We start from the raw sequence: 23,924 nt of genomic DNA on the forward strand, positions 1-23,924 counted from the left end.
CGGACAGCCAGCCATCTGGCCTGCTGGAGGTTCGGTTGACTCCTTGACCTGCCCGTGATGACCGCTGGTGGCTGCTGGTGTCCGGGCAGAACACCGCGAGCAGTCAGGCCAACAGCTTCCGGTAATCTCGACCCTAGAAACCGCGCTCCGGCGCGCACGACGTTCAGGGGCACCGTTGACCACGATCCACGATCTTCTTAGCGAATACGCGAGCATCGCTCGCGACACCAGGGAGAAGGGGCTCCTCCTAGAGCGCCTGACGCGCGCCTACCTCACGACCGAGCCGCAGTGGACCGCGCAATTCGATGAGGTCTGGCTCTGGCAGGACTGGCCGGGCCGACAGGGCCGCCCTGACACCGGCATCGACCTCGTCGCTCACGAGCGTTTCGGCGGGGGTTACTGCGCGATTCAGTGCAAGTTCTACGCCCCGACGCACACCATCCAGAAAGCCGATCTCGATTCGTTCTTCACCGCATCCGGGAAATCGCCTTTCACGACGCGCATGGTCGTGTCGACCTCAACGAAATGGTCCAAGCACGCAGTCGATGCGCTGGAGGAGCAGTACGTCAACGCCTACCGAGTCGGTATCAACGAGCTTGCCGAGTCGGAGATCGACTGGTCGAGCTACTCGTTCGCCAAGCCCGACGAAGTCAACCGCGCCCCCGGTAAAATCCTCCGTCCCCATCAACAAGATGCGCTTGAGAGAGTGCAGGAAGGATTTGAGGACAACGAACGCGGCAAATTGCTTATGGCTTGCGGCACCGGCAAGACCTTCACCGGCCTGCGCATCGCCGAAGCCGTCGCGGGCGCCGGCGGCAGTGTGCTATTCCTGGTGCCGTCCATTGCGCTGCTGTCGCAGACGCTCAAGGAATGGTCGGCCGAGCGCGCCATGCCGTTGCGGGCGTTCGCGATCTGTTCCGACAGCAAAGTCGGTAAGAATGCCGAAGACTTCTCTGTCAGCGATCTGGCCTTCCCCGCCACCACGAGCACAGAGCAGCTGCTCACCGAGGTCGCCAAGGCCGAGACGCCGGATGGTCTCACCGTCTACTTTTCGACCTATCAATCGATCGACGTGGTCTCCCGCGCTCAGATGCAGGGGCTGCCAGAGTTCGATCTAGTGATCTGCGACGAAGCACACCGAACGGCCGGGTTCACCCTTGCCGGAGACGCGTCATCCGCATTCCTTCGCGTGCACGACGACCAGGCGATCAAAACCAAGCGTCGTCTCTACATGACAGCGACCCCGAAGATCTACGCCGAGTCGGTGCGCGCCCAGGCGGCCGACAAAGCCGCCGTGCTGGTAAGCATGGACGACGAGGCCGTATTCGGGCCAATCTTCCACCGGCTCGGCTTCGGCGAAGCGGTGGAGCGCAACCTGCTGACCGACTACCGCGTCATCGTGCTGGCTGTTGATGAGGGCAGCGTAAGCGCCGCTTTCCAGGAACAGTTCGCCACCGATGGCGCGCTGAACATCCCCGACGCTGCGCGCATCGTGGGCATCTATAACGGCCTCGCCAAGCGCGGCGTCCAGGGCATCGAGAACACGCCGGTGGGGCTTGCACCGCTGCGCCGGGCGGTGGCGTTCTCGCGATCGATCGCGGACAGCAAGAAGGTCACCGAGCTTCTAGACGGCTACGACGGCGATGCCGACCAGCCGCTCAGTATCGCTGGCCAGCGCATCGACGAGACCGCTGACGGCGCGCAGGTCTACCGGCTGGAGTCGCAACATGTCGACGGGACCATGAACGTGCTGCAACGCACGGAGTTGTTGGACTGGCTCAAGGCCGACACCGGCGAGGACGTGAACGTCTGTCGGATCCTGACCAACGCGCGCTGTCTGTCTGAGGGCGTCGACGTTCCAGCACTGGACGCCGTTATCTTTCTGAATTCACGCGACAGCCAGGTCGACGTCGTGCAGTCCGTCGGCCGCGTCATGCGCCGCGCCGAAGGCAAGGACTACGGCTACATCGTCCTGCCCATCGCGGTGCCTGCCGGCGTCACCCCGGAACAGGCGCTAAACGACAACGCGAAGTTCAAGGTCGTCTGGGACGTGCTGCGGGCCCTGCGCGCTCACGACGAGCGTTTCGAGGCGAAGATCGAACAGATCGATCTCAATGGCAAGACCGCCGATGGTCCGGTGCTGATCTCGGACCTCCGTGACCCGCAGTTCGGCGAAGCCGCGCTTCGCGACGAGAAGAAACGGAGCGCAGACCCGGACACCTTCTCGACGACACTTGACTGGACCGCGCTCGGAGCCGACTGGCGCGATGCCATCTACGCGAAGATCGTTGACAAGGTCGGCGAACGCGACTACTGGGAGAACTGGGCCAAAGACGTCGCCGACATCGCCTCCCGCCACCAGATCCGCATCCGTGGCCTCGTCGATGGCTCCAACGAAGAACTGCACGCGACGTTCGAGGCATTCGTCAGTGGTCTGCGCGACAACTTGAACCCATCCATCACCGAGGGTCAGGCGATTGAGATGCTATCGCAGCACTTGATCACGCAGCCGGTGTTCGATGCTCTGTTCTCGGGTCATGCGTTCAGTGACCACAACCCGGTGTCCCTGGTGATGCAGCACATGCTCGACGCGCTCGAGAACAGCAACCTCGAGACCGAGACAAGCGATTTAGAGGCCTTCTACGCCGGCGTGCGGCGTAGCGTGACCGGGATCACGGATGCTGCCGGCAAGCAGACGACCATCAAGCGCCTCTACGAAAAGTTCTTCAGCGGCGCCTTCCGCGGCACCTCAGAGCGGCTGGGCATCGTCTACACGCCGAACGAAATCGTGGACTTCATCATCGCCAGTGCGGACGAACTTTCTCGCGAGCACTTCGGGGTAGGACTCACCGACGAAGGCGTGCACGTGTTGGATCCATTCACCGGGACCGGTACGTTCATCGTCCGATTACTGCAATCGGGGCTAGTTGATCGAAGTGACTTGCGCCGAAAGTTTCGGGAGGAGTTGCATTCAAACGAGATCGTCCTGCTCGCGTACTACGTGGCCGCCGTTAACATCGAAGCGACGTATGCGTCGCTCGCTGGCGCGGGCGCATACGAGGCATTCCCAGGCATCGTGCTGACCGACACGTTCCAGTCGTCTGAGGATGACGATCGTTACGACGATGGCGGCATCTTCGGCGACAACAACGAACGCGTAAAGGCGCAGAACGAGCTGGACATCCGTGTCATCATCGGGAACCCGCCGTACTCCTCGGGCCAGGACTCCGCCAACGACAACAACCAAAACTTAAAGTACCCGTCGCTCGACAAGCGCATCGCGGATACCTACGCTGCGAAGTCAACGGCGCAAAACAAGAACAGCCTCTACGATTCTTACATTCGCGCAATCCGCTGGGCTTCGGACCGGATCAAAGACCGTGGCATCGTCGGCTTTGTAACAAACGGCGGATTCCTCGACGGCAATACAGCTGATGGACTGCGCGCTTCCCTGGCCGACGAGTTTACCGAACTCTATGTTCTCAACTTGCGTGGCAACACGAGGACCTCGGGTGAGCAAGCCCGAAAAGAAGGTGGTCAGACCTTCGGTCCCGGTAGCCGCGCCACCGTAGTTATCTCCCTCCTCGTGAAAAACCCAGACCGAGTTCCGTCCGGTGCGATCCGATACCACGACATCGGCGACTACCTCTCTGCCGAGCGGAAGCTGAGCCTGCTCCGCGAGGCTGGAAGCGTTTCGGAGATCGAATGGGTCAACGTGCGGCCGAACGAGCACGGCGACTGGCTGAATCAACGCTCTAACGCCTTCACAAAGTTCACAGGACTCGAAGACGTGTTCTGCGAGAGGACTCAAGGCATCACCTCGTCTCGAGATGCCTGGGTGTACGGCTCATCAAGAGACCAAGTCACCGAGTCCGTTCAACGGACTATCAAGACCTACACGTCGACTTTCCCATCTGACGGTGGAAATTCGATCGCCGACGATCCCACACAGATCAGCTGGTCTCGCAAGCTGAGGCGCGCAGCGGTCTCAAAGATGTCTATCGAATTCGACCCGGATCGGGTTCGCACGTCGAGCTACCGTCCATTCAACCGCCAGTACCTCTACCTGGATCCCCAGCTCAACGAGGTGTCGGGCCAGATCGCAAAGGCACACCCGAAAGAGGGCGCCAACTACGGCATCTACTACACATCGCCGTCCACGCACTATCCGGCGTTCGCAGCGATAATGGTGGACGCCGCCCCTGACTTGCATCTATTGGACACCGGTCGGTATCTGCCCCGCTACCTGTACGAACAGCCCGCAGCTTCGGCCCCGACCCTGTTCGATGAAGACTCCGGGCGAATCGACAACATCACGGACAGTGCACTGGCACGCTACCGCCAGCTCTACGGAGCCGAGGTGAGCGCCGATGACGTATTCTTCTTTACCTATGGGCTGCTGCATTCGGTGGACTACCGGACTGAGTTCGCGGCAGACCTGAAGAAGATGCTGCCGAGGATTCCTGAGCTCGAGGCCGGCACTGATTTCTGGGCCTTCGCAGCGGCCGGCCGGGAACTCTCAGCGCTGCACATCGGCTATGAGCAGGTCGCGCCCTACCCGGTGAATATCGCTGGCGATACCGGCGGCCCTGTCGTCGTCACGTCCAAAAAGATGCGCTTCGGCGGCAAGGCTGGCGCCTGGGACCGCAGCACCATCAAGGTCACCGATTCGATCACAATCACCGGAGTGCCAGAGCAGGCTCACGAGTACATGCTCGGGTCTCGTTCCGCAATAGAGTGGATTTTTGAGCGGTACGTCGTGAAGACCGATAAATCCAGCGGCATCGTCAACGACCCGAATCTCTGGGGCACGGAGCACGGCAACACGCGTTACATCCTGGATCTGCTGCTGCGGATCATCACCGTCAGCGTTGAGACGGTAAAAATCGTGAACGGACTGCCAACGCTTAAGTACGTGGTGCCAGAGTGACCGCATACGCCACGACATCATCTCCAACCGCGGCCGCATCCCGGGGAGGTCCAGAAGGCCTAAGATTGCGCCCACTAGATCGGGCGCATCCTACGTGGTAACGGGTTCAAGCGCGAGGGACCAGCCTGCCGGCTTGTCGACGGCGCGGCCGTCGCGGTCGATGAACACGTAGAAGTAGAAGGTCGAGAGCCGCTTGTCGTTGCTGCCGGACAGGGCGCCGGCTGCATAGAGGCGCGTCGCCCACTGCTCTCCCACGGCGGCTTGCGCCCAGGCGGGGTACTCGTCGGGTTCGAGGACCACGCGCTTAGGGATCGGCGGGAGTAGAACGCTGAGGCTTCGGGCCTCAGCAGCGCTACGCAACTCTTCCAGCCACCTCGCACCGCTGATGGTGCGCTCCTCATGCTGATTCGCGATGACGCGCAGCTCGGCGTTGTAGGCGTAGGTGAATCGGGCGGCGATGGGGTCCTGGACGAGGAGAGTGACCTCGACCTCGCGGCGCCAGCTGGTGTCGATGAGCACTCCGCGGCCGGGAGCGGCGGCGACCTGCTCGGGAGTGACGCTCTTCCCGTCCTCGCCGCGCAGCTGCCGCACCGGCGTCCACGTCGCCTGGTCACCGTAGGCGTCGGAGCGGGTGAGGATCTGGAAGACGTTGCCGGTGTACTCGGCGGCGGTCGCCGCGAGGAGCGCCTGGTGCGCGGCCTCGTCGCGGAGGGTCTGCACGGTGTGCTCGAACTGGGCCGGGTCGTGGGTGGCGACCTCGATCAGGGTCGCGCGGGCGTCGGCGTCGTCCTCGAACTCCAACAGCACCGCCGCCTGGTCCAGGGTCAGCTCGTGCTCGTGCAGAACGGACGTGACGGTCGCGGACTCCGCGACCGCAAGCCCCTTCTTCACCGCGTCGGTCTTGGTGCCGGTGCGCTTGGCGATCGCTGCGGCGGACACGCCCTCGAACGCGAGCTGCGCCCACGCGGCGGTGCGGTCCGTGACCGAAAGTGCGGCGCCCTGGTCCTTGTCCACCATCTTCCGCATGATCCGGTCGGCCATGGTCTCATCGCCCCTCGAAGGCATAGACCGTGGTGGCGGCGACTCCGACCTCGCGGGCGGCAAAGGTCCTTCGCCGTCCGGCGCAAACGACGACGTGCGCAACGGGGCACTGGGCCAACCAAATCCTCGACATTGAGGTGGCAGAAATGATTTCGCGATTAGGCGTAGAGACGCAGGTCGCTCTCGAGTAATGGCTCTTCTTTGAGCGCGTTGATGAGCGCTCGAAGCGCATTCAACGCGACAGCCTCCGCTTCATCGAAGTCATCAGAATTTGCGGCCTTGTGCGCGGCTCGTAAGACCGCATGGTGTTTCGCATGAATTTCATTCTCACCGAGAACGGCTTCGAGCAGATCGGCGAAATCTGCGTAATAGCGGTAGAGCGTGCCAATTCCGACGCCAGCGCGGGCAGCCACTTGGGCAGTCGTCGCCCTCTCTCGGCCGACCTCGACGACGACCTGCCGGGCCGAGGCGACGATTGCGGCCCGAGTCCGGTGGGCGCGATTTTGACGTGGTTCTACCGGCGTTCTGCGATTAAGGGAGACTGTCATGCTGATCATTTTCCCGACGGACCCACCGTACCTGACACATACTCATGTGAGGAATCGAACAGCTTCGGCAGCACCGGACGGAGCCCGGCCGAGCGGCACCCAGCGTCCGGACCTCTGAAGGGCGAGCGCGGCGGGCGACTCGATCCGATGACTCTGCTGGTCCCGATGACCGAGGTCGGCGTCGCTGTCGGTGACTGATTGATCTCAGGGCCGAGCTTCGCTCCGATCGTCCTGGCGGTGCGAGCCGTCGCCTCGGTCGTCACTCTGCGCCGGCACGACGCGACGTCGTACCTCCCCGCCGCGGCGGCGAAGAACCTGATCGGGGCGCCGGAGAGCCGGGCGATGACGGTCGGCCTGCGGGACTGACCGCATCACGGCAGCTCCTGTCACGACCTGCCCTTCCAGGAATGACCAGGGCTCTGCCACCCCCGCTTCGGTACCGTCTCCCCCATGCCCGACCCCACTTCCGACACCCCCGAGGTCGCCGCCGAGCACCTCCGAGCGGAGTTGCAGCTGCGGCGCTTCGGGCGGCTCCGCCTCACCATCGACATGGCGCTGGGCAGCGGGATCCTCGCTCCCTACGACCTCGTCGTCGTCCGCCTCGACACCGGGGCCGAGATCATCCGCGTGAAGGCCGATCTCACCGATCCCCACTACCTGCTCGGGCAGGTCGAGCTCGACCTGGAGACGAAGACGGTCGCCGAGTTCCTCGAGGAGTGGCGCCCCGCCTGACCGGGCCGGCACACCCGCGATCCCGGTGACGGGACGGGGCCGCGGCGACCGGAGCAGGACTGCGGAGATCCCCACCCCCTCGCCTCACAGCCCCGCGGGAACCCTGTCGCGCTCCTCACCGGCGACCACGACCGGCACCCACGCTCCGCGCGCCGGCCGCCCGGCCCACCAGACGTACACACCGGCAGCGACCACGGCGCCTCCGGCTGCGATCGCCCACCAGGGGAACCCGGCGACATCGGGCGACTCCCCCGCCGCGTCCACGTCCGACTGCGGCGTCGGGATCACCCGTTCACCGGTGACGAGGATGCGGTGGGTGTTGATCCCGAGCGGGGTGCAGGTGACGAGGGTCAGGAGGTCCTGGCCGGGCTGCACGAGGAGGCTCTGCGTGTCCTCCGGCTCGACGACGAGCGTCTCGCGCACGCGGTAGGTGACCACCTCGCCGTAGACCTCGATGGTGAAGGTGTCACCGACGTCGACGCGGTCGAGGTGGGTGAAGAGCTCGGCCGAGGCGAGACCGCGGTGGCCGGTGAGCACCGAGTGGGTGGAGGGGCCGCCGACCGGCAGGGCGGTGCCCTCGAGGTGGCCGACGCCCCGCTCGAGGACGGCGTCGCTCGTGCCGTGGAAGATCGGCAGGTCCACGTCGATGGCGGGGATCCGGATGCGGGCCATCAGTCCCTCGGCGTCGCCGCGCAGGAGGGAGGAGTAGCGCTCGCGGTCGGTGACCTGCTCGTCGTCGGCGAGGGGGAGGCGCTCGTTCGCGGCGACGGCCGCGCCGCCTCCGCTCAGGCTCTGGTTGTAGGCGCGGGCCTCGACGAGGTTCTGCCGGAGGGTCTCGGCGCCGAGGTCGGTGATGTCCTGCGTGAGGGAGTCGATCTCGCGCGCCTGCTCGACGGCGCTGAGCCAGCTGGCGGCGACGGGGTACAGCAGCAGCGCCACTCCCGAGAGGCTGATGAGCGCGATGACCAGCGGGGCGACCGGGAGCCGCCAGCGCGGTCGGCGGTGGAGCTGCCTCCGGAGAGGAAGAGGAGCTGAGACAGAGGAATGCGGGGCACCCGACGGGTGCCCCGCATTCGACTTCGTCATGGTGTGACGTTACTCCGCGGTCTGAGCAGCCAGCGCGGTGCGGCGGCGCGAGGCGATCAGGCCCGAACCGATCGCGAGGGCGAGGAGCGCGCCTCCACCGAGGGTGAACCACTGCGCGCCGCCACCGGTGAGGGGCAGGGCGAACGCCGGCACCTGGGTGTGGAGGAACTCGACGTAGTTCTGGATCGGCGCGGTGGCCGAGCTCGGTCCGGCGACGACCTGCGTCAGCACCTGGGCCGGGGTGGGCAGACGGAATCCGGCGGGCGGGGTCAGCTCGCGGACGTAGTAGTTGCCCGGCGTGATGATCGGGATCTCGACGATGCCGTTCGCTCCGGTCGTCCAGTTCTGGTTGCCGTTGATGAACACCGGGTTCTGGCCGAGGTTGGCGTCGTTCTCGGTGAGGAACACCTGGTAGACGGCACCCGCGAGCGGCACGCGGTTGGCGCCGTTGTTCTGGTAGGCGTACACGGTCAGCTGACCGATCGGGGTGCTGCCGGTGACCGTCTCCGTGGCCCCGTTCACGACGCTCGTCGCCGAGTTGGTGATGATGCCGTTGGCCGGGATGGCGGTGGCGCGGGTGAGCACCGTGAGGGTGACGACGCCGCCCTGCAGGCCCTGGAGCTTGGTGAGGCCGGACTGCAGGAAGTTCAGCGTCACGTTCCGGGTCGCGGCGTCGTAGCCGAGCGTGTAGTCGGTGTTCGCGATGAACGCCGGTGCGGGCGCGGTGCCCGCGGCGCTGGTCACCGTGATGCCGGTGGGCGCGACGCCGGCCGGGCCGGTCGGCAGGTAGGTCAGCTCGGCGGGGAGCGTGTCGGTGAGGGTGAACGCGTCGAGCGTGTCACCGGCGGCGAGCACCGGGACGTCCGAGGCGATGGCCCAGCGGATGAGGTCGGGGTTGCGCGCCTCGACCGAGTTCGCCGCCGCGGGGACGCGCGTCTTGGTGAGCTCCGTGACCGCGTTCTTGGGGTAGACGTGGACGTCGTAGATCCACTGGTTCGCCGGCGCACCGGTCGGGCCCGTCGGGAACGGCAGGGTGACGAGGAACGGCGCCGCGCCGTTGGTCGCTCCAGCGGGGAGCTGGGTCTCGGTCACGAGGTAGAGGCCGAGCGGCATGCTCGCGCCGTTGTTGAACACGGCCTCGCCGTCCGTGCCGCTGGTGGCGGTGAAGGTGTCGGCGGCCGTGACGCGGGTCGCGGCGGTGCCCGGGGTCAGGTTCGCGACCTGGTTCCAGCCGTCGGGCGTGGTGAGGTCGACGCCCTGGACGCGCGCGGCGGTGAACACGGCGCCGGGCAGCGCGTCGCCGGGGACCGTGATCTCCTGGCCGGTGCCGATCGCCTGGCCGTTGTTGGAGCCCAGCGCGAGCTTGTGCACGGTGAGGGTGCGGCTGATGGTGGGGTCGATGTTGCCGGGCAGCGTGACCGCTGACGCCGGCGCGACGGCGGTGAAGACCGCCGCAGCGCTCAGCGCGAGGACGCCGGCTGCGGCGGCGAGCCGCCTGGTGAGTGAGCGGGACATGTGATCTCTCCTACTGAGGTCGTGCTTGCTGGTGTCGTGGAGTCGAAGGTGTGCGGGAAGGGGTCTGCGGGAGAGCGCCGGGGCTCTCGGTCGGGGCGTCACCGGGAGGGGCCTCGCAGCCTCCGGCGCCGCTCCCAGAGGAGGAGGCCGAGTGCGAGAGTGAGCACCGACCCCCCGCCCAGGAGGAACGCGTCGGTGCTGGCGCCACCGGTCAGCGGCAGGCGTGTGGGGTCCACGGGGGCGTTGACGAAGCGGTAGACCGCCGTCTGACCGGCCGTGGGGGCCGTGATCGTCCGCGAGGCGACCGGGGACCACGTCGTCCCGGTCAGGCGCTCGAGACGCAGTTCCTGGTAGGCGAGGCGGCGGGTCGGATCCGTCGCCGCCTCGGACAGCGTGTAGCCGTGGCCCGGTCGCACCTCGAAGGTGCTCGCCGGGTTGCCCGCGGCGACGTACTCCGCGCCGACCCGGGTCTCCGTCGGGAGCGTCGCTCCGGCCAGTGCGGCGGGCGTCGCGGTGACGCGCCAGTCGGCCGCCTGGAAGCCGGTCTGGGGGCGCAGGACCTGCTTGACCAGGGTGATCGTCGCGCTGGCGTTGTCCACGGTGCAGGTGACGGCGGCGCCGTTCGTCGGGGTCACGTCTCCGGCCGCGCTCACGGTGAGGGCGGCGCCGGTGTCGGTGCGGCACTGCCAGGGTGCGGTCTGCACGGAGGTGGCGGGGCCCCCGGTCTCGGCGAGCCGGTAGGCCACACCCGGGGTGACGGGGATAGCCGACACGCCCGCCGAGCCCGCGCGGCCGGTCGGGCCGGGCAGGGCGCCGGTCGGGCCGGTGGCGCTGAGCGTGAAGTCGCTGGGCAGCGCACTGCCGGAGCTCACCGTCTTCACGAGCGTGAGCGAGGCCGTGGGCCGGTTCACGATCGAGCACTCGACGACCGCCGCGGAGGCGATGCCGGTGAGGCTCGCGCTGATGACGGTCCCCGACTGCGAGAACGTGGTCGCCCGGGCGGCGCCGTTGACCGTGCAGGCGCCGCTGACGAACGCGAAGCCCGTCTGCTGCACCTCCGAGACGGTGAGCGTCGCCCGCGACGCCTCCGTGCCGAACAGGACGGTCCAGGCGGCCTGGCCCGCGGCGTCCGTCTGCTGGCGGGGCGACTGCTCCGGCAGCAGGGCGACGGTGCCCGCGGTGGCCGTCGCCGTCGTGCCCACGGTCCAGTCCGCGCCGGGGCGGGTCGTGCCGGAGGCGTCCCGGATCGTCTTGGTGATGCGCACGGTGGAGGCGGGGCGCGGGGAGTTGAAGAAGGTGCAGGTGACGTTGACGCCGAGCCGGTTCGGAAGGGTGACCGTCCCGGTCGGGTTCGAGCCCGTGCTCACCCGCACACCGTCCGCGTAGCACTCGTAGATGCTCGTGTAGGCGGTGATCGGGGAGGCGGAGCCCGCGGCCATCGCCTCCGAGACCGTCACCGTGCTGTTGATCGGAGTGGGGAAGGGGCCGACCTGCGCGGTCTGGCGGCCGGTGGTGGCGCCGGTGGTGGTGGCCGTGGCGAACGGCGACGCCGGGGAGCCGGCGGCGGCCGTGAGCTGGAACTGGTCCGCCGCGGCCAGGCGGCCCACCACGCTCTTCTGCACGGTGATCGTGGCCGGCGAGGAGCAGCCGGAGAGGTCGACGGCGTTGACGCTCACGCGCGGCGTGCCGCTGACGCGGGTCCACGTGGTGGCGTCGAACTCGTAGGCGCTGCCGGGAATCGCCGGGGCGCCGTTCGCGGCGGCGACGTCGCCGTTGGCGAGGTAGACGGTTCCGCGCGGCGAGAAGGCGATGCCGTTGATGTTGGCGAAGGCGGCGTCGGTCCCCGTCACGGCCTTCGCGATCGAGGTGTTCACCGGGAGGGTGCCGCCGGTCGCCGCGGCCAGGGCGTCGGCCGGCACGGTGAAGATCGCGGCGCTGCTCGCGTTGTTGACCGAGCCCGCGCCGACGACGTAGAGGTTGCCGCGAGCGTCGAACGCCATGTCGCCGTTGCCGTTGGGGGTTCCGGAGGTGGGGAAGGAGCCGACGAGGGCGAACCGGGTGGCGACGGGGTTGGCCTCGGTGAAGCTCCAGATGTAGAACTGGCCGCTCGCGAAGCTGCCGAACAGGTACCGGCCCGTCCGGAGGTCGACCGCGCCGGCGACGATGCTGCCGGTCACCTGCGCTCCGCCGGCCACGGTCGTGTACGCGCTGTTCGCGATCCTCTGGAAGCCGGCGTCCGGCGTCCACTTGAGGACGGCGTCGACGTCCGTCGCGTCGGACGAGCGGTCCAGCGCGTAGGCGAAGGCACCGTTCGCGCCGACGCCGAGCGCGTTCGCCTCGGCGGTCCCCGACCAGCTGCCGATCGAGGTCAGGGATCCCGTGACGATGTCGGCCTGCTGCAGGGCGCCGGCCGCCGTGAGGGAGTAGAAGCGGCCTGTGTCGCAGAACAGGCGGGGCGTCTGCACCGTGTTCGTGAAGGTGCAGAGCACCTCCGCTCCCGCCTCGCTGGGGATCGTGATCGACCCGGCGGCGGAGGCTCCGGAGGCGATGACCGTGCCGCCGCGCGAGCACTCGTAGCTGTTGGAGTACCCCAGACCCGCGCCCGCGGTCTGCGCCTCGGCGATCGTGTACGTCGCTCCGGACTGCACGGTGAGGCGGCTGATCTGCGCGGCCTGGATCCCGGTGGCGGTGCCCGTGGTGGTCGCCGACGCGAGGACCGTCGTGCCGCTGCGCACCGAGAGCGTGAACTGGTCGCCCGTGGCGCTGCGCACCGGCAGGTTCTTCCGGACGGTGAGGGTCGTCGCGGCCTGGATCGTCACGGACGTCGGGGCGGAGGCGATGAGGCCGGTGGGAGTCGTGGTCCCGGTGCTGTACGTCCCGGCGGCGGCGGCCACCACGTCCACCGAGATCGTGCAGGAGGTCGCGCCCGCGGCGAGGTCGCCGCCGACCGTCGAGACGGTGGAGGATCCGGCGGCCGCGGTCACGGCGAACGCCGTTCCGGTGACGTCGGTGCAGGACCCTCCGACGGCAGGCGTCGGGGCCACGACGAGGCCGGCCGGGAGAGCGGTCGAGAAGCGCCAATCCGCCTTCGCGAGGAGGTCGCTGGTGTTGGTGACGGTGTAGGTCAGCGTGGTCGGCACCGTCGCGGTCGGCACGGCCTGCGTGAAGGCCGCATCGAGAGCGGGGGTGACGTCGAGCACGCGGAGGTCGTCGACGGCGAAGGCGCTTCCCGAGCCGGTGACCGTGTTCACGAGCTGCACCTGGGCTGCGGCGATCTGCGCCGGAGTGAGGAGCGCGGTGCTCGTGCCGGTGTAGGCGGCGGCGCGAGCGGAGGCGGGGAGCGCGGGATCGACGAGCGAGCCGAGCCCGCCGACCAGCGGGAGGGTCGGGGACGTGTAGAACACGCTGCCGGTCGCGGCGCAGGGCACGACCGGTGCGGCGAATCCGGTGAGGACGGTGGACCCGCCCGAGACCAGGTTGAGGGAGAGGGACGCGTTGTTCGTCCCGCACTGCCCGCCGGCGGCGTTCATGCCGACGGCGTAGTAGCGGGCGGCGGGAGCGGAGACGCCGATCCCTGCGGCGCTCTGGGCGACGGTCGTGCCGCCGGTGATGGTGGCGTACGGGTACTCGACCAGGGCGTGGTTCGCCTGCGTGCCGGTGTTCGAGCCGTTGGCCGGTGCGGTGCTGGAGGTGGACCCCGGCACTCCGGCCGCCACCTGGCCGAGGACGTCCGCCATGCGGCGGGTCTCGCGTGCGGCCGACGATCCCGTGCCGACGGTGAGGAGGGGCCGGGTCGGGCAGAAGGCGGCGTTGGGGTACGGCGCCGTGTAGTTGACCAGGACGCCGGTGCAGTTCGTGGCGGTCGACCAGCCGGTGGCTGCCGTGTAGCGGCCGTTCGCGTAGGCGGTGAGCGCGCTCGGTGCGGTCGTCAGACCCTGCTCGAAGGTCTCCGTCCACACCTGTCGCGGGGCCTCGGCGACGCCGGCGGCGAGTGTGGAGAAGCCTCCCGCTGCTCGCGCCGTCGCGGGTGGTCCGCGGTCCGACTCCTGATCGTCGTCCGAGGCCGCCGTGGGAGCGGGCGCCGACCCGGCTGGCGTCGGCTCGACGGGCTGCTCCGTCTGCGCGGCGCTGCGGGGCGCTGCGGGATCGGGCTCGTCCTGAGCGGCCTCCTCCGCCGTCGCACTCGGCGACTCCGCGGCCTCGGCGGGTGCCGACGGGGCGGACGTCGACGGGGCGGACGCTGACGGAGTGGGTGCCGAGGTGGCAGATGCGGAGGGGGCGGGTGCCGGATCGGCCTCGGGGGCTGTCGGCGGTGTCGGTGCGACCGGCGTCGGGAGAAGGGCGGGGGCGTCGCCGGCGACCGGATCCGCCTGGTTCGCGGCCTGAGCGGGAGACGAGGCGGAGACGTCGCCGAGCCCCCACGAGCCGACGAGGAGAGCGCCGATCGTCGCGAAGACGACGGCCCGCATTCCCAGGCGCGACGGCGCACGGTGCCGCGAGGGGCGGCGCCGCCGGGTCGTGAAAGCCATGGTTCTGCTTCTCAGTCGTGTTGTCGATCGTGGAGATGAGCGAAACGTCGACACGACGAACGACACGGATGTCGCAGCGAGTGCGGAGGCCCCAGACTCCGGAGGGGAGCACGCATTCCCCGCGGGCTTCCGAAGATGAACGTATAGGTCGGCCTCCCTCTCGCCATAGAGAAGTGAGCCCCCCTTGTCGGGGCCATAACCGATGAGAAAAGGACCGGGGTGAAGCCGAATATGGCGCCTTTTGACGGGTCCTCGCGAAGGAGTTCTAAGAAGTGAGCGCGCGCGACCGGCTCGGCTCACTCCTCCCGTCAGGTCCCGCGCAACGCTCGGGCCCCACCCGGCCACGTACTCGGTAGACGCCCGACCGACGAAGGATGGACCCGATGACGCGACGCACACTCGACGACCTGCTCTCCCGCAGCGACCCCGCGACCGACGACCGGGCGCCCGGCGTCCGCACCGCCCTGCACAGCGTGATCGCCGAGACCCGCGAACGCGCGCCCCGCCGTCCCGCGCGGTCGAGGGCGTGGTGGCTGGCGGCTCCCGTCCTCCTCGTCCCGGGTCTCGTGCTGGCGACCAGCGCCGGCACCGACGTCCGCTCGGTCCCCGACTTCACGATCCCGATCAGCTACACCACCGACTCCGGCGCAGCGGTGTCGTGCTCGATCGACTACTTCAACGGAGAGATCGACTACCGCGAGGTCACCACCTCCGCGACCGACTACCTCCGCGCGCAGGACTGGAGCGGCGTCGGCCAGCGGATCCACGACGACGCGGTCGCCTACACGACCGACCCCGCCTGGCTGGCCTCGGACATGAACAGCGACGGCCCCGGCCTCTCGGACGAGACGATCCGCTGGCGCGCCTGGATCACCGCGGCGGACGACCACATCCTCGACACGATCCCCGAGGGCGTGATCGTCGAGGGCGACGGCGGCCTGGGCGGCAGCACCGACTGCACGGGAGAGCTGTGATGAGCGCCGGCGAGGCGGCGCCGTCCATGGCCCGCAGCGTCGTCCGCTCCCCCGCGCGCGACCGCGAGGCCGAGATCACGGCCCTGGTCGAGCGGGAGGCGCCGGACCTGCTCCGCTACTTCGCGCGGCGGACGGCGAGCCCCGAGGACGCCGCGGACCTCCTCAGCGACACCCTCCTCATCCTCTGGCGGAAGGAGCGGTCGATCCCTGAGGACGAGACGCGCGCGCGGATGTGGGCGTTCGGCGTCGCGCGACGGGTGCTCTCGGGCCAGCGCCGCACCGCGACCCGGAGGAGCGCGCTCGTCGAGCGGCTGGCGGAGGAGCTCCGCATCACTCCGCCTGCACCCGCCGACGACGCGGCCGAGGACGTCCGCGCCGCGATCGCGCAGCTGAAGCCCGTCGACCAGGAGATCATCACCCTCGTCTACTGGGACGGCTTCTCCCTCGCCGAGGCGGCCGAGATCCTGTCCCTCCGCGCCGCGACCGTGCGGAGTCGGCACGCGCGGGCGCGGGCGACGTTGCGGGAGGCGCTAGGAGCGGCGATGTGAGGAGGGTGCGCGGCACGGTCGCACCCCTTCACCCGGCACCCCCGCCTGAGTAGCATCCCCCGCATGAGCAGGCTCGTCGTCTCCGTTCTCACCTCGCTCGACGGCCGCTTCGAGGGGCCCGGGCACGACCTCTCGGCGCTGCCGTTCGAGGACGCGTCCAACGACCACAACCTCGAGCTGCTGCGCCGCGCGGGCACGCTCGTCTACGGCGGCCGCTGGTTCCGCGACAACTGGGACAGCTGGAGCGCCGTCGCCGCGGACGGGACGGCGGGCGAGCGGGAGCACGAGACGGCGCGGCTGGTCACGTCGCTCGACGCGCTGGTGATCAGCGACTCCCTCGCTCCCGATCCGGCGGCGCCGTGGGCCGCCACCACGCGGATCGTGCCGCGGGAGCAGGGTCCGGCCGAGATCGGACGGCTCAAGCAGGCCGACGGGGGCGACCTGCTGATGTTCGGCAGCGGCACCACCTGGAACCCGCTCCTCGAGCAGGGCCTGGTGGACGAGCTGATCGTCCTCGTCGGCGCCGGACTCGCGGGCGGCGGGACGCCGCTCTACTCCGGGGCGCCGCAGCACGGGCTGCGCCTCCTCGACGCGACGGTTCTGCCGGGCTCGGAGCTGGTGCGGCTCCGCTACGACGCGAGCGGGGCCGGCGGGCGCTGAGCGGGACCTGCCGACGCGCGAGGACGCCGGCGGACCTGCGCCCTTCGAGCCGTCGAGGCGCTCGCCTCCGCCGGGGTGCGCACGACCTCGGCTGAGACAGGGCGGCCTCCCTCAGGAGCCGACGCCCCCTCCCGTCAGCTGACGTCGTGCGCGCGAGGCGCAGGGGCCGCCCCGGACAGCGAGCGGTCGCCCGACGCTGCAGGCCTGCGGAGTGCCCCGGCGCACAGCCGGACCCCCAGAACGACGCTCGTCACGCCTCCCGCCAGCAGCCCGGCACACACCGCGGTCCAGATCGTCATGCTCGAACTCGGCACGGCGTGCAGCCCGAAGACGAGCCCCGCTCCGCTGCCGACCAGCGCGGCCGCGACCAGTGGGATCGTGAGCGCCGAGCTCTTCTCGGCGGCGGTCCACGACGAGCTCCACAGGACCAGAGCGGCGCCGATCGGCCAGCCGATTCCGGGGATCAGCAGCCAGCCGAAGGCGAAGACCAGGGAGGCCGCGACCGCGAACCACCGACGGGCGAGAATCCCCCGCACATTTCCGTGCTGAACTCCGGCCTGGACCTGATCAGACATGCGTCGGAGCCTACGGAGACGGACGGGACCGCGGCACGAACTGGCGCAGGGCCCCCGCGCACCGGCACACGGCGCGGCGAGAATCGCGTCTGTGGCGCAGCGAACGCGCCACCGTACTCCGAAGCCTTGGCCGCCTGTGCACGCCATCAGTACCTTGTCACGCAATGTTCCACCCGGAACAAGAAACGGAGACACTCATGTCTGGATTCAGATCCAAGCTGATGGCGGGGATCGCCGTCCTCGCACTCGCTCTCACCGGAGCCGCGCCTGCGAGCGCGAGCACGGAAGCCGAGCACTCGGAGGTCGTCATCGCCCGCGAGTTCCTCTCGGAGTACGGCGTTCCCTCCGAGACGCAGGACGACCTGGTCGAGGCGTACCTCGCCGGCGAGGCGTGGGACTCGCTGTCGAGCGCTAACCCGACCGTGAAGGTGGTCGAGGAGAAGCGTCCTGATGGCGACTACACGATCTCCACCTATGAGGACGGATCCGTCAGTGTCGTCCGCATCGGAGGAGAAGGCGCCGACGTGAAGACGCGCGGCATCAGCGAGTGCTCCGTGAGCGGGTCCGCGCGGAACGGCTGCAAGATCGACACCTGGGTCGGACTGGTGAGCATGAGCTTCTACACCTCCTACAACCTGTCGAGCAACACGGTGACCGCCAACCCGTGGGGCCCGGCCTGGACGATCGGGGGAGCCTGTGGCTCGTCGCTCAACTACCTCGGCCGACCGCTCGCCAACCGCGCGCAGATGCTCATCAACGCGCAGATGTGCGGCGTCCCCTACAACACGACCTTCGAGTTGCGCCTGACGGTCTCCGGAGGAGCCGCGACGGTGAGCTGGAGCTGACCAGCAGAGCTCATCCGGCTCACTCCAACGCGCTGTGCGCCCGCCGCGTCCTCACGAAGCGGGCGCACAGTCGCGTCCCGAGAACAAGGCTGGTGCCACCCCCGACCAGCCACGCACCAGCCAGGACCGTCCACGTCGTCATACCGGAACTCGGCATCGCCGACAGCCAGTAGTAGAGCCCGATCGCCCCGCCGACCACCACGGCAGCGACGACGGGGATCACCAGCGCCCTCCTCTTCTGCGAGACGGTCCAGGACGAGCAGAGGAGAATCGCGACGGCGCCGAGGAGCCAGCCGAATCCGGGAATCACCAGCCAGCCGAAGGCGAAGACCAGCGAGGCGACGACGGCGAACCAGGGGCGGTCGAAGATCGACCCGCCGCCCCCAGCGAGCGATCCGCCGGCGGCCTGCGCGATCCGAGAGGGACTTCCCAGTTCATCGATCCGCTCACGGGCGGCATCGTCGTCGAGGCCGTCCAGCTCTTCCGCGATCCCGCTCCAGATCTCACTCCGGAGGTCGGCGGGCACGCCGGACAATGCGATCCTCAGCTCCTCGAGGTAGCGCGCCGCCGCCGGCGATGTCGTCGTGCTCATGACGTTCCCCTTCCGATCGTCTCGTTCACCTGCCCGACGAAGGACGGCCACTCCGCCCTGAACCGCCCGAGCTCGACCTTCCCCACGTCGGTCAACGAGTAGTACTTCCGAGCCGGACCCTGCGTACTCGGGACGACGACTGCGGTGATCGAGCCTCGGTCCCGCAGCCGACCCAGGAGTGGGTACAGGGTGCCGATGCTCCCGATCACACCGACCTCCTGCAAGCGCGTGGACAGTTCCCACCCGTACATGGGAACGGTGTCGAGCAGCCCCAGGATGCAGAACTCGGCTACGCCCTTTCGAAGCTGTGCCCCGACTCCATCTATCATGCGTGACAGCATACGGGTATGCCCGGAGTGGCGCCATACGACCGCGACGTCGGCGCGGTCGAGCCGAGCCCCGTCTGACCTCGGCACCGAGAGCGCCGCGACACTCCCGCGCAGCCGACGATCCATCCGGTCGCCCCGATGCGGTCAGTGGCGCAGAGGTTCCGCTCCCCGGCGACGTCCGCCGTGCCGATGGCCGGCAGGGGAGGAGCCGGATCGACGACCACGTCGCCTCCCTCCCCGCGGTCGACCGCGTCTTCCTGGTCGGCGCGGGCGGATCGCTGATGGGCGTCCAGGCCGCTCAGTACCTGCTCGACACGGCCGCGATCACGCCCGCCGCCTCCTACAACTCGGACGAGTTCTTCTTCCGCGCGCCCGCCTCGGTCGGCCCCGGCGCCCTCGTCGTCGTGCTCTCGGGCACCGGCGAGACCCCCGAGACCGTGCGGGCCGGCGAGTGGGCGCAGCAGCGCGGCGCCGCCGTGGTCGGAGTGACCCTCAAGCAGGAGGGACCGCTCGCGCTCGCCCTCGACACCGCCTTCGTCGCGCAGACCGGTCAGGGCACGCAGCTCGTGCTGCAGCTGCTCGCGCTCGCGCTCGCGGTCCTGCGCCGCGACGGGGTGGACGTGACGGATCGGCTCGAGGCGCTGCGCGCCCTGCCGTCCGCGATGGTCGCCACGGTCGCCGCCTTCGAGCCGAGGGCCGAGGAGCTGGCCGCCGCGATGAAGGACGTCCCCGTGACCTACCTCGTCACCTCCGGGTCGCTCATGGGCCCCGATCAGACCTTCACCTCCTGCTACCTGCAGGAGATGCAGTGGATGCACGCCGCGACGATCAACGCGGACGAGTTCTTCCAGGGCCCCTTCGAGGTCTTCGACGGCGAGACGCAGAGCCTCGTCCTCCTCGCCGAGGACGCGACGCGGCCGATGGGCGAGCGCGCCCGGAGCTTCCTCGACCAGTACAGCGGGACGACCCACTACGTCGACTCCCGCGACCTCGAGCTGCCCGGCATCGCGGCGCCCCAGCGCGCCTTCGTCGCACCGCTCGTGTACTCGACGCTGGTCTCCCGGCTCGCCGCCCACTGGGCCGCGGCCCGGGGCTACGCGCTGGAGGGACGCCGCTACATGTGGCAGTTCGCCTACTGAGCAGCACCGAGACCGGGAGGCGGGGGCGACTGCGGTCGTCCCGCCTCCCGCCCTCCCTCACCCCGCGACCGTCAGCGACACCTCGACCGCCACGTCCTCCGGCCCCTCCCCCAGCACCGTCTGCCGCACCTCGACCCCGTCGAGCCGGAGACCGCGGTCTCCGGCGGCGTCGAAGAGCGCGACGATCGCCGGATGCAGCGTCCCCTCGGGCAGATCCTCCGCGTCGCGAGGCCGCCAGGTGGCGACCAGCTCGGTGCGCGCGGGGAGGATCGCGGCGAGATCGGCGAGGCCGCCCTCCGCCTCCGCCGACGTCGGCCAGCAGCAGACGAGCTCCGCCGAACCCCGCTCGCCCGCCCGGAGCGCCGTCCAGAAACGTCCCGTCGGCCCGAGCCCTGCCGCGTGCACTCGGGTGGCGAGTGCGCCGAAGATCTCGTTCGCCTCGTCGTAGCCCGGCCCGTCGGCCTCGTCCAGGGCGATCGTGAGGACCTGGCCGACGTAGGGCTGCGCCGGCATTGTCCGTTCGGCGACCTCGACCGGCACGGCGAGCGCTCGCAGCGCCACTTCGGCGGCTTCGAACGCCCGGTCCTCCTGCTCCCGCTCCGCGAGCACGCGCTCCCTGTGCGCCTGCAGCGCCTCCGCCGCGGTGCCGGCTCGAGTCGCCGCCGCGACCTCGGGCAGCGGCACCCCCGCGCTCCGGAGGGCGCTGATCACGACTCCGGCCCGGACCTGGGCGTCGGCGTACCGGCGGTACGACGACCGCTCGTCGACCTCCGCCGGGACCAGCACGCCCTTTTCGTCGTAGTGCCGGAGCGCCTTCACGCTCAGACCCGTGATGCCTGCGTACTCCCCGATGCCCAACATGCCTCCAGCATCCCGTCTCCCCCGGCGGGAGGGTCAACGGGCGGGAGGGGCAACGGGCGGCGAGGTCGACCAGCAGGAGGGTCGACCGGCGGGACGGGTCGACCAGCGGGACGGGTCGACCGGCGGGACGGCCAGCAGCGGAGCCGGGCGGGAGGCGACGCGACCGGCGTCGGCGGACCCGACCCTGCATCACGTCACGCGCCGACCCCTCAGCCCTTGCGCCTCACCGCGCGCTCACCAGCCCTCGGGCCCCGCGCTCCCCGCCTCGTACTCGTCCAGCGGAGCGTCGCCCGCGGCCCAGGCGGAGAGCACCGGAGTGATGATGCGCCAGCACTGCTCGGCCACGTCGCCCGGGACCGAGAGCAGGGTGTCGCCCTGCAGGATCCCGGCGAGGACCTGCGCGTAGGGGTCGAGCGTGGCCGCGCCGGGCTGCGCCGTCAGGGTGGTGCGCTCGAGATCGGTCAGCTCGTCGGCGCTGTTCACGACCAGGTCGAGGCTGACGTCGCCGCCCTTGAGGCCGATCCGGAGGACCGTCCCGGCGTCGCCCTCGGCCGCCTGCAGGCCGCGCGGGGGCGTGGCGGCGCGGAAGTGGATCGCCACCTCTCGGCGCGGGTCGCCGATCGCCTTGCCGGAGCGGAGGACGAAGGGGACGCCCGCCCAGCGCGGGGTGTCGACCTGGAGCAGCAGCTGCGCGAGGGTCTCGGTGCCGGTCTCGGGGTCGACGTCGGGCTCGTCGACGTAGGAGGGGAAGAAGCGGCCGTCGACGCGGCCCTCGGTGTAGCGGGCTCGGCGGGCGGAGGAGGGGTCGTCGCGCCAGAGCCGCACGGCGCCGAGCACCTCGGCCATGCGCGCGTGGACCTCGTCGGGCGCGACCTCGTCGGGGCGCTCCATCGTGGTCAGCGCGAGCACCATCAGGAGGTGGCTCTGCAGCATGTCGCGCAGCGCGCCGGTCTTCTCGTAGAAGGCCGCACGGCCCTCGATGCCGAGCGTCTCGTCGTAGACGATCTCGACCTTCTCGATCCACTCGGCGCTCCAGCTCGCCTCGAGCAGGCTGTTGCCGAAGCGCAGGCCCAGCATCCCGAGCACGGTCGCGTTGCCGAGGAAGTGGTCGATGCGCCAGAGGCGGCTCTCGGGGAGGACCTTCGCGAACGCCGCGTTGAGGGCGATCGCGTCGTCGAGGTCCTCGCCGAACGGCTTCTCGATGGCGACGACCAGCTCCTCGGGGAGGTCGAGCTCGGCGAGCGAGGCGGCGACCTTGTGCCCCATCGCCGGCGGCAGGGCGACGTAGAGCACCGGGGTCGTCGGGCAGGCGTCGAGGAGGGCCTTCAGCTGCTCCGGGTCGGAGGCGTCGGTGGCGACGAAGCGCGCGCGCGACGCGAGCGCCTCGACCGTGTGCGGGGCGACTCCGGCCGCCTCGAGGCTGCGGCGGACGAGGCCCTGCCACTCCTCGTCGGTCTGCGGCGTGCGCGCCGCGCCGATCAGCGTGAGCTCGAGGTCGCGCGCGAGCTCGGCCACCCGGCCCAGGCCCGGCAGCAGCAGCCGCTCGGTGAGGTCGCCGCCCGCTCCGAGGATCGCGATGCTCCGCCGCTCGCTCCCCAGTGCCGCGGCCTCGGGGATTCCGATCTGCTCCGTCATGGTGTCTCCCTCGTAGCCGTCGTGAGTCAGCGGCCACAGTACGCGCCGGGCCCTGGCGCGAGGCCGGGAGCCGGGAGGGGTTGAGGAAGCGGGCGCGGAGTGGCAGGGCGGCGCGGTCGGAGAGCTGCACGACCTCGGCCGAGAGGGGCCTGCCTGCCGTGTCGGGGCAGGGACCCCCTTCTCCGCCGACGTCGGGCCGCGACCCACGACGCCCGGCCCGCCGCAGCCGTCCCGCACAGCACGTCATCCCTCTCCGGTGCCGTCCGGCGGTACCCTGCCCGCATGCGCCTGCGCCAGGTCGTCCTCGACACGGAGGACGCTCGCGCCCTCTCCGCCTTCTACCTCGCCCTGCTCGGCGGCGAGTACCGCCCCGGCGACGAGCCGCCCGCGGACGGCTCGGACGACGAGGCGGAGTGGGTCGCGATCGTCACCGCCGACGGCGCGAAGCTCACCTTCCAGCGGGTGGCCGCCCTGCCGCGCGCGACCTGGCCGGAGGGGCCCGTCCCGCAGCAGCTGCACCTCGACTTCATGGTCGCGGACGCCGACGAGCTCGACCGGCAGAAGACCCGGGCGCTCACCCTCGGCGCCGAGCTGATCGAGGACAGGAGCGAGGACCCGGAGGAGGCGCTCCACGTCCTCGCCGATCCGGCCGGCCACCCGTTCTGCGTCTTCGTCGCGCCCGACTACCCGGCGGAATAGGGGCGCGCGGCTTCAGCGAGTCGCACGCGTCGGATCACATGCCGGTGATCGTGACCGTCGTCGTCGCGGCGATCACCGCGGCTCCCGTGACGCTCGCGGCGGTTCCCGCGAGGACGGCGGCGGCCGCCGGCCCTGCCCAGTGCTGCGCCGCGAGCGACCGGATCGCCTGCCGGTCCGGGATGCCGGGCCTCGGCGAGAGCGCTCCGGCCGCGTCGAGCAGGCCGATGAGCGCCGCGTCCGACGGAAGGGGCGCCGTCCGAGCCGCGAGGACCTCGGCGACCCGGATCCGCAGCCGCTCGTCCTCCGCCGGCTCCACGGCGGCGACCCGCTCGAGGAGGGCGGCATGCAGCTCCCTCCGCGTGAGGCGGGCGATCCACCAGGAGACGCTGCGCGGTGCTCGCTCCGCTGCGATCCACCCGAGTGCCCCGTCGAGCACGGCGTCCCCGAGCGCCGACCGCTCCGGCCCGAGGGCGACGACTCCGGCGTCCACCTCGACGCGCCGCTGGAGGGAGAGCTCCGCGAGGACGGAGGCGGCCAGGACGGTGTCGAGAGCGCCCGACGAAGCCGCGGGCCGCCCGTCGCTCCGCCGCAGCAGGAGGAGGAGAGCGACGGGCGGCCCGCGGCTTCGTCGGGCGCTCTCGACACCGTCCTGGCCGCCTCCGTCCTCGCGGAGCTCTCCCTCCAGC

General features: G+C 70.0%; 20 protein-coding genes. 9 read left to right on the top strand and 11 right to left on the bottom strand.

Translation table 11 applies throughout. The features are described from left to right. Positions 1–175: 175 nt before the first annotated feature. Positions 176–4,930: a type ISP restriction/modification enzyme gene (locus C5C50_RS10000; RefSeq protein WP_104273374.1), complete on the top strand. Its 4,755-nt coding sequence runs from the start codon at positions 176–178 to the stop codon at positions 4,928–4,930. Between the two features lie 90 nt (positions 4,931–5,020). Here C5C50_RS10000 and C5C50_RS10005 read toward each other — a convergent pair whose 3' ends face one another. Further along, positions 5,021–5,971 (bottom strand): hypothetical protein, encoded by a 951-nt coding sequence (locus tag C5C50_RS10005; protein ID WP_104273375.1) that lies wholly within the window; start codon positions 5,969–5,971, stop codon positions 5,021–5,023. A 158-nt stretch (positions 5,972–6,129) separates the two neighbouring features. Next, on the bottom strand, positions 6,130–6,519 hold the full coding sequence (locus C5C50_RS10010; protein ID WP_181133918.1) for a TetR/AcrR family transcriptional regulator: 390 nt from the start codon (positions 6,517–6,519) through the stop codon (positions 6,130–6,132). A 237-nt stretch (positions 6,520–6,756) separates the two neighbouring features. Between C5C50_RS10010 and C5C50_RS17310 the strand changes: the two genes are divergently transcribed. Together C5C50_RS17310 and C5C50_RS10015 are read left to right on the top strand one after the other, a co-directional pair. Continuing rightward, entirely contained in the window at positions 6,757–6,885 is a 129-nt protein-coding gene (locus C5C50_RS17310) for a hypothetical protein (protein WP_258067727.1), read from the top strand. Between the two features lie 84 nt (positions 6,886–6,969). After that, complete coding sequence (locus tag C5C50_RS10015) at positions 6,970–7,251, top strand: hypothetical protein (protein WP_104273377.1); 282 nt, start codon at positions 6,970–6,972, stop codon at positions 7,249–7,251. A gap of 84 nt (positions 7,252–7,335) precedes the next feature. Here the strand turns inward: C5C50_RS10015 and C5C50_RS10020 are convergent, their stop codons facing one another. From C5C50_RS10020 to C5C50_RS10030, 3 genes are all read right to left on the bottom strand, one after another. Next, the gene (locus C5C50_RS10020) at positions 7,336–8,337 is read right to left on the bottom strand and encodes a class C sortase (protein WP_104273378.1); all 1,002 of its coding nucleotides are present in this window, start codon (positions 8,335–8,337) and stop codon (positions 7,336–7,338) included. A gap of 9 nt (positions 8,338–8,346) precedes the next feature. Then, positions 8,347–9,852 (bottom strand): SpaH/EbpB family LPXTG-anchored major pilin, encoded by a 1,506-nt coding sequence (locus C5C50_RS10025; protein WP_104263422.1) that lies wholly within the window; start codon positions 9,850–9,852, stop codon positions 8,347–8,349. A gap of 98 nt (positions 9,853–9,950) precedes the next feature. Beyond that, complete coding sequence (locus C5C50_RS10030) at positions 9,951–14,381, bottom strand: LPXTG cell wall anchor domain-containing protein (RefSeq protein WP_104273379.1); 4,431 nt, start codon at positions 14,379–14,381, stop codon at positions 9,951–9,953. A gap of 383 nt (positions 14,382–14,764) precedes the next feature. Here C5C50_RS10030 and C5C50_RS10035 point away from each other — a divergent pair, with 383 nt between their 5' ends. The 3 genes from C5C50_RS10035 to C5C50_RS10045 all read left to right on the top strand — a co-directional run bounded on the left by C5C50_RS10035 (position 14,765) and on the right by C5C50_RS10045 (position 16,563). Next, positions 14,765–15,355, top strand: coding sequence for a hypothetical protein (locus C5C50_RS10035; protein WP_104273380.1), 591 nt, complete (start codon positions 14,765–14,767; stop codon positions 15,353–15,355). A gap of 26 nt (positions 15,356–15,381) precedes the next feature. Continuing rightward, on the top strand, positions 15,382–15,903 hold the full coding sequence (locus C5C50_RS10040; RefSeq protein WP_104250224.1) for an RNA polymerase sigma factor: 522 nt from the start codon (positions 15,382–15,384) through the stop codon (positions 15,901–15,903). Between the two features lie 63 nt (positions 15,904–15,966). Further along, positions 15,967–16,563, top strand: a complete 597-nt coding sequence (locus C5C50_RS10045) for a dihydrofolate reductase family protein (protein WP_104273381.1) — start codon at positions 15,967–15,969, stop codon at positions 16,561–16,563. Between the two features lie 134 nt (positions 16,564–16,697). On the opposite strand, the gene C5C50_RS10050 is transcribed toward C5C50_RS10045, so the two are convergent. Beyond that, positions 16,698–17,138: a hypothetical protein gene (locus C5C50_RS10050; protein WP_146085883.1), complete on the bottom strand. Its 441-nt coding sequence runs from the start codon at positions 17,136–17,138 to the stop codon at positions 16,698–16,700. 197 nt (positions 17,139–17,335) lie between these two features. On the opposite strand from C5C50_RS10050, the gene C5C50_RS10055 reads away from it, so the two are divergent. Continuing rightward, positions 17,336–17,983: a hypothetical protein gene (locus C5C50_RS10055; protein ID WP_146076483.1), complete on the top strand. Its 648-nt coding sequence runs from the start codon at positions 17,336–17,338 to the stop codon at positions 17,981–17,983. Positions 17,984–18,002: 19 nt separating this feature from the next. Here C5C50_RS10055 and C5C50_RS10060 read toward each other — a convergent pair whose 3' ends face one another. Beyond that, the gene (locus C5C50_RS10060; RefSeq protein ID WP_104266541.1) at positions 18,003–18,575 is read right to left on the bottom strand and encodes a hypothetical protein; all 573 of its coding nucleotides are present in this window, start codon (positions 18,573–18,575) and stop codon (positions 18,003–18,005) included. Beyond that, entirely contained in the window at positions 18,572–18,904 is a 333-nt protein-coding gene (locus tag C5C50_RS10065; RefSeq protein ID WP_104223999.1) for a PadR family transcriptional regulator, read from the bottom strand. Before C5C50_RS10065 ends, C5C50_RS10060 begins: the two co-directional genes overlap by 4 nt. Before the next feature lie 2 nt (positions 18,905–18,906). Between C5C50_RS10065 and C5C50_RS10070 the strand changes: the two genes are divergently transcribed. Continuing rightward, a complete protein-coding gene (locus tag C5C50_RS10070) occupies positions 18,907–20,043 on the top strand; it encodes an SIS domain-containing protein (protein WP_258067730.1) in 1,137 nt (378 codons plus the stop codon). A gap of 57 nt (positions 20,044–20,100) precedes the next feature. On the opposite strand, the gene C5C50_RS10075 is transcribed toward C5C50_RS10070, so the two are convergent. Continuing rightward, positions 20,101–20,904, bottom strand: a complete 804-nt coding sequence (locus tag C5C50_RS10075) for a MerR family transcriptional regulator (protein ID WP_104273385.1) — start codon at positions 20,902–20,904, stop codon at positions 20,101–20,103. A 234-nt stretch (positions 20,905–21,138) separates the two neighbouring features. Further along, complete coding sequence (locus C5C50_RS10080; RefSeq protein ID WP_104273386.1) at positions 21,139–22,539, bottom strand: glucose-6-phosphate dehydrogenase; 1,401 nt, start codon at positions 22,537–22,539, stop codon at positions 21,139–21,141. Positions 22,540–22,821: 282 nt separating this feature from the next. On the opposite strand from C5C50_RS10080, the gene C5C50_RS10085 reads away from it, so the two are divergent. Next, a complete protein-coding gene (locus tag C5C50_RS10085; protein WP_104273387.1) occupies positions 22,822–23,238 on the top strand; it encodes a VOC family protein in 417 nt (138 codons plus the stop codon). Between the two features lie 34 nt (positions 23,239–23,272). Here C5C50_RS10085 and C5C50_RS10090 read toward each other — a convergent pair. Beyond that, the coding region (locus C5C50_RS10090; protein WP_181133919.1) for a GPP34 family phosphoprotein at positions 23,273–23,924 on the bottom strand (652 nt) is incomplete at its 5' end.

The sequence above is a fragment of the Rathayibacter sp. AY1D9 genome (genome assembly GCF_002932395.1).
Lineage (GTDB): Bacteria > Actinomycetota > Actinomycetes > Actinomycetales > Microbacteriaceae > Rathayibacter.

Bases quoted from the DNA above. Each gene is read 5' to 3' on its own strand.
- C5C50_RS10055 (WP_146076483.1), top strand. From the start codon at position 17,336: ATGTCTGGATTCAGATCCAAGCTGATGGCGGGGATCGCCGTCCTCGCA.
- C5C50_RS10080 (WP_104273386.1), bottom strand. From the start codon at position 22,539: ATGACGGAGCAGATCGGAATCCCCGAGGCCGCGGCACTGGGGAGCGAG.
- C5C50_RS10085 (WP_104273387.1), top strand. From the start codon at position 22,822: ATGCGCCTGCGCCAGGTCGTCCTCGACACGGAGGACGCTCGCGCCCTC.
- C5C50_RS10005 (WP_104273375.1), bottom strand. From the start codon at position 5,971: ATGGCCGACCGGATCATGCGGAAGATGGTGGACAAGGACCAGGGCGCC.
- C5C50_RS10060 (WP_104266541.1), bottom strand. From the start codon at position 18,575: ATGAGCACGACGACATCGCCGGCGGCGGCGCGCTACCTCGAGGAGCTG.
- C5C50_RS10010 (WP_181133918.1), bottom strand. From the start codon at position 6,519: ATGACAGTCTCCCTTAATCGCAGAACGCCGGTAGAACCACGTCAAAAT.
- C5C50_RS10020 (WP_104273378.1), bottom strand. From the start codon at position 8,337: ATGACGAAGTCGAATGCGGGGCACCCGTCGGGTGCCCCGCATTCCTCT.
- C5C50_RS10035 (WP_104273380.1), top strand. From the start codon at position 14,765: ATGACGCGACGCACACTCGACGACCTGCTCTCCCGCAGCGACCCCGCG.
- C5C50_RS10065 (WP_104223999.1), bottom strand. From the start codon at position 18,904: ATGATAGATGGAGTCGGGGCACAGCTTCGAAAGGGCGTAGCCGAGTTC.
- C5C50_RS10040 (WP_104250224.1), top strand. From the start codon at position 15,382: ATGGCCCGCAGCGTCGTCCGCTCCCCCGCGCGCGACCGCGAGGCCGAG.
- C5C50_RS10025 (WP_104263422.1), bottom strand. From the start codon at position 9,852: ATGTCCCGCTCACTCACCAGGCGGCTCGCCGCCGCAGCCGGCGTCCTC.
- C5C50_RS10050 (WP_146085883.1), bottom strand. From the start codon at position 17,138: ATGTCTGATCAGGTCCAGGCCGGAGTTCAGCACGGAAATGTGCGGGGG.
- C5C50_RS10015 (WP_104273377.1), top strand. From the start codon at position 6,970: ATGCCCGACCCCACTTCCGACACCCCCGAGGTCGCCGCCGAGCACCTC.
- C5C50_RS10075 (WP_104273385.1), bottom strand. From the start codon at position 20,904: ATGTTGGGCATCGGGGAGTACGCAGGCATCACGGGTCTGAGCGTGAAG.
- C5C50_RS10045 (WP_104273381.1), top strand. From the start codon at position 15,967: ATGAGCAGGCTCGTCGTCTCCGTTCTCACCTCGCTCGACGGCCGCTTC.
- C5C50_RS10030 (WP_104273379.1), bottom strand. From the start codon at position 14,381: ATGGCTTTCACGACCCGGCGGCGCCGCCCCTCGCGGCACCGTGCGCCG.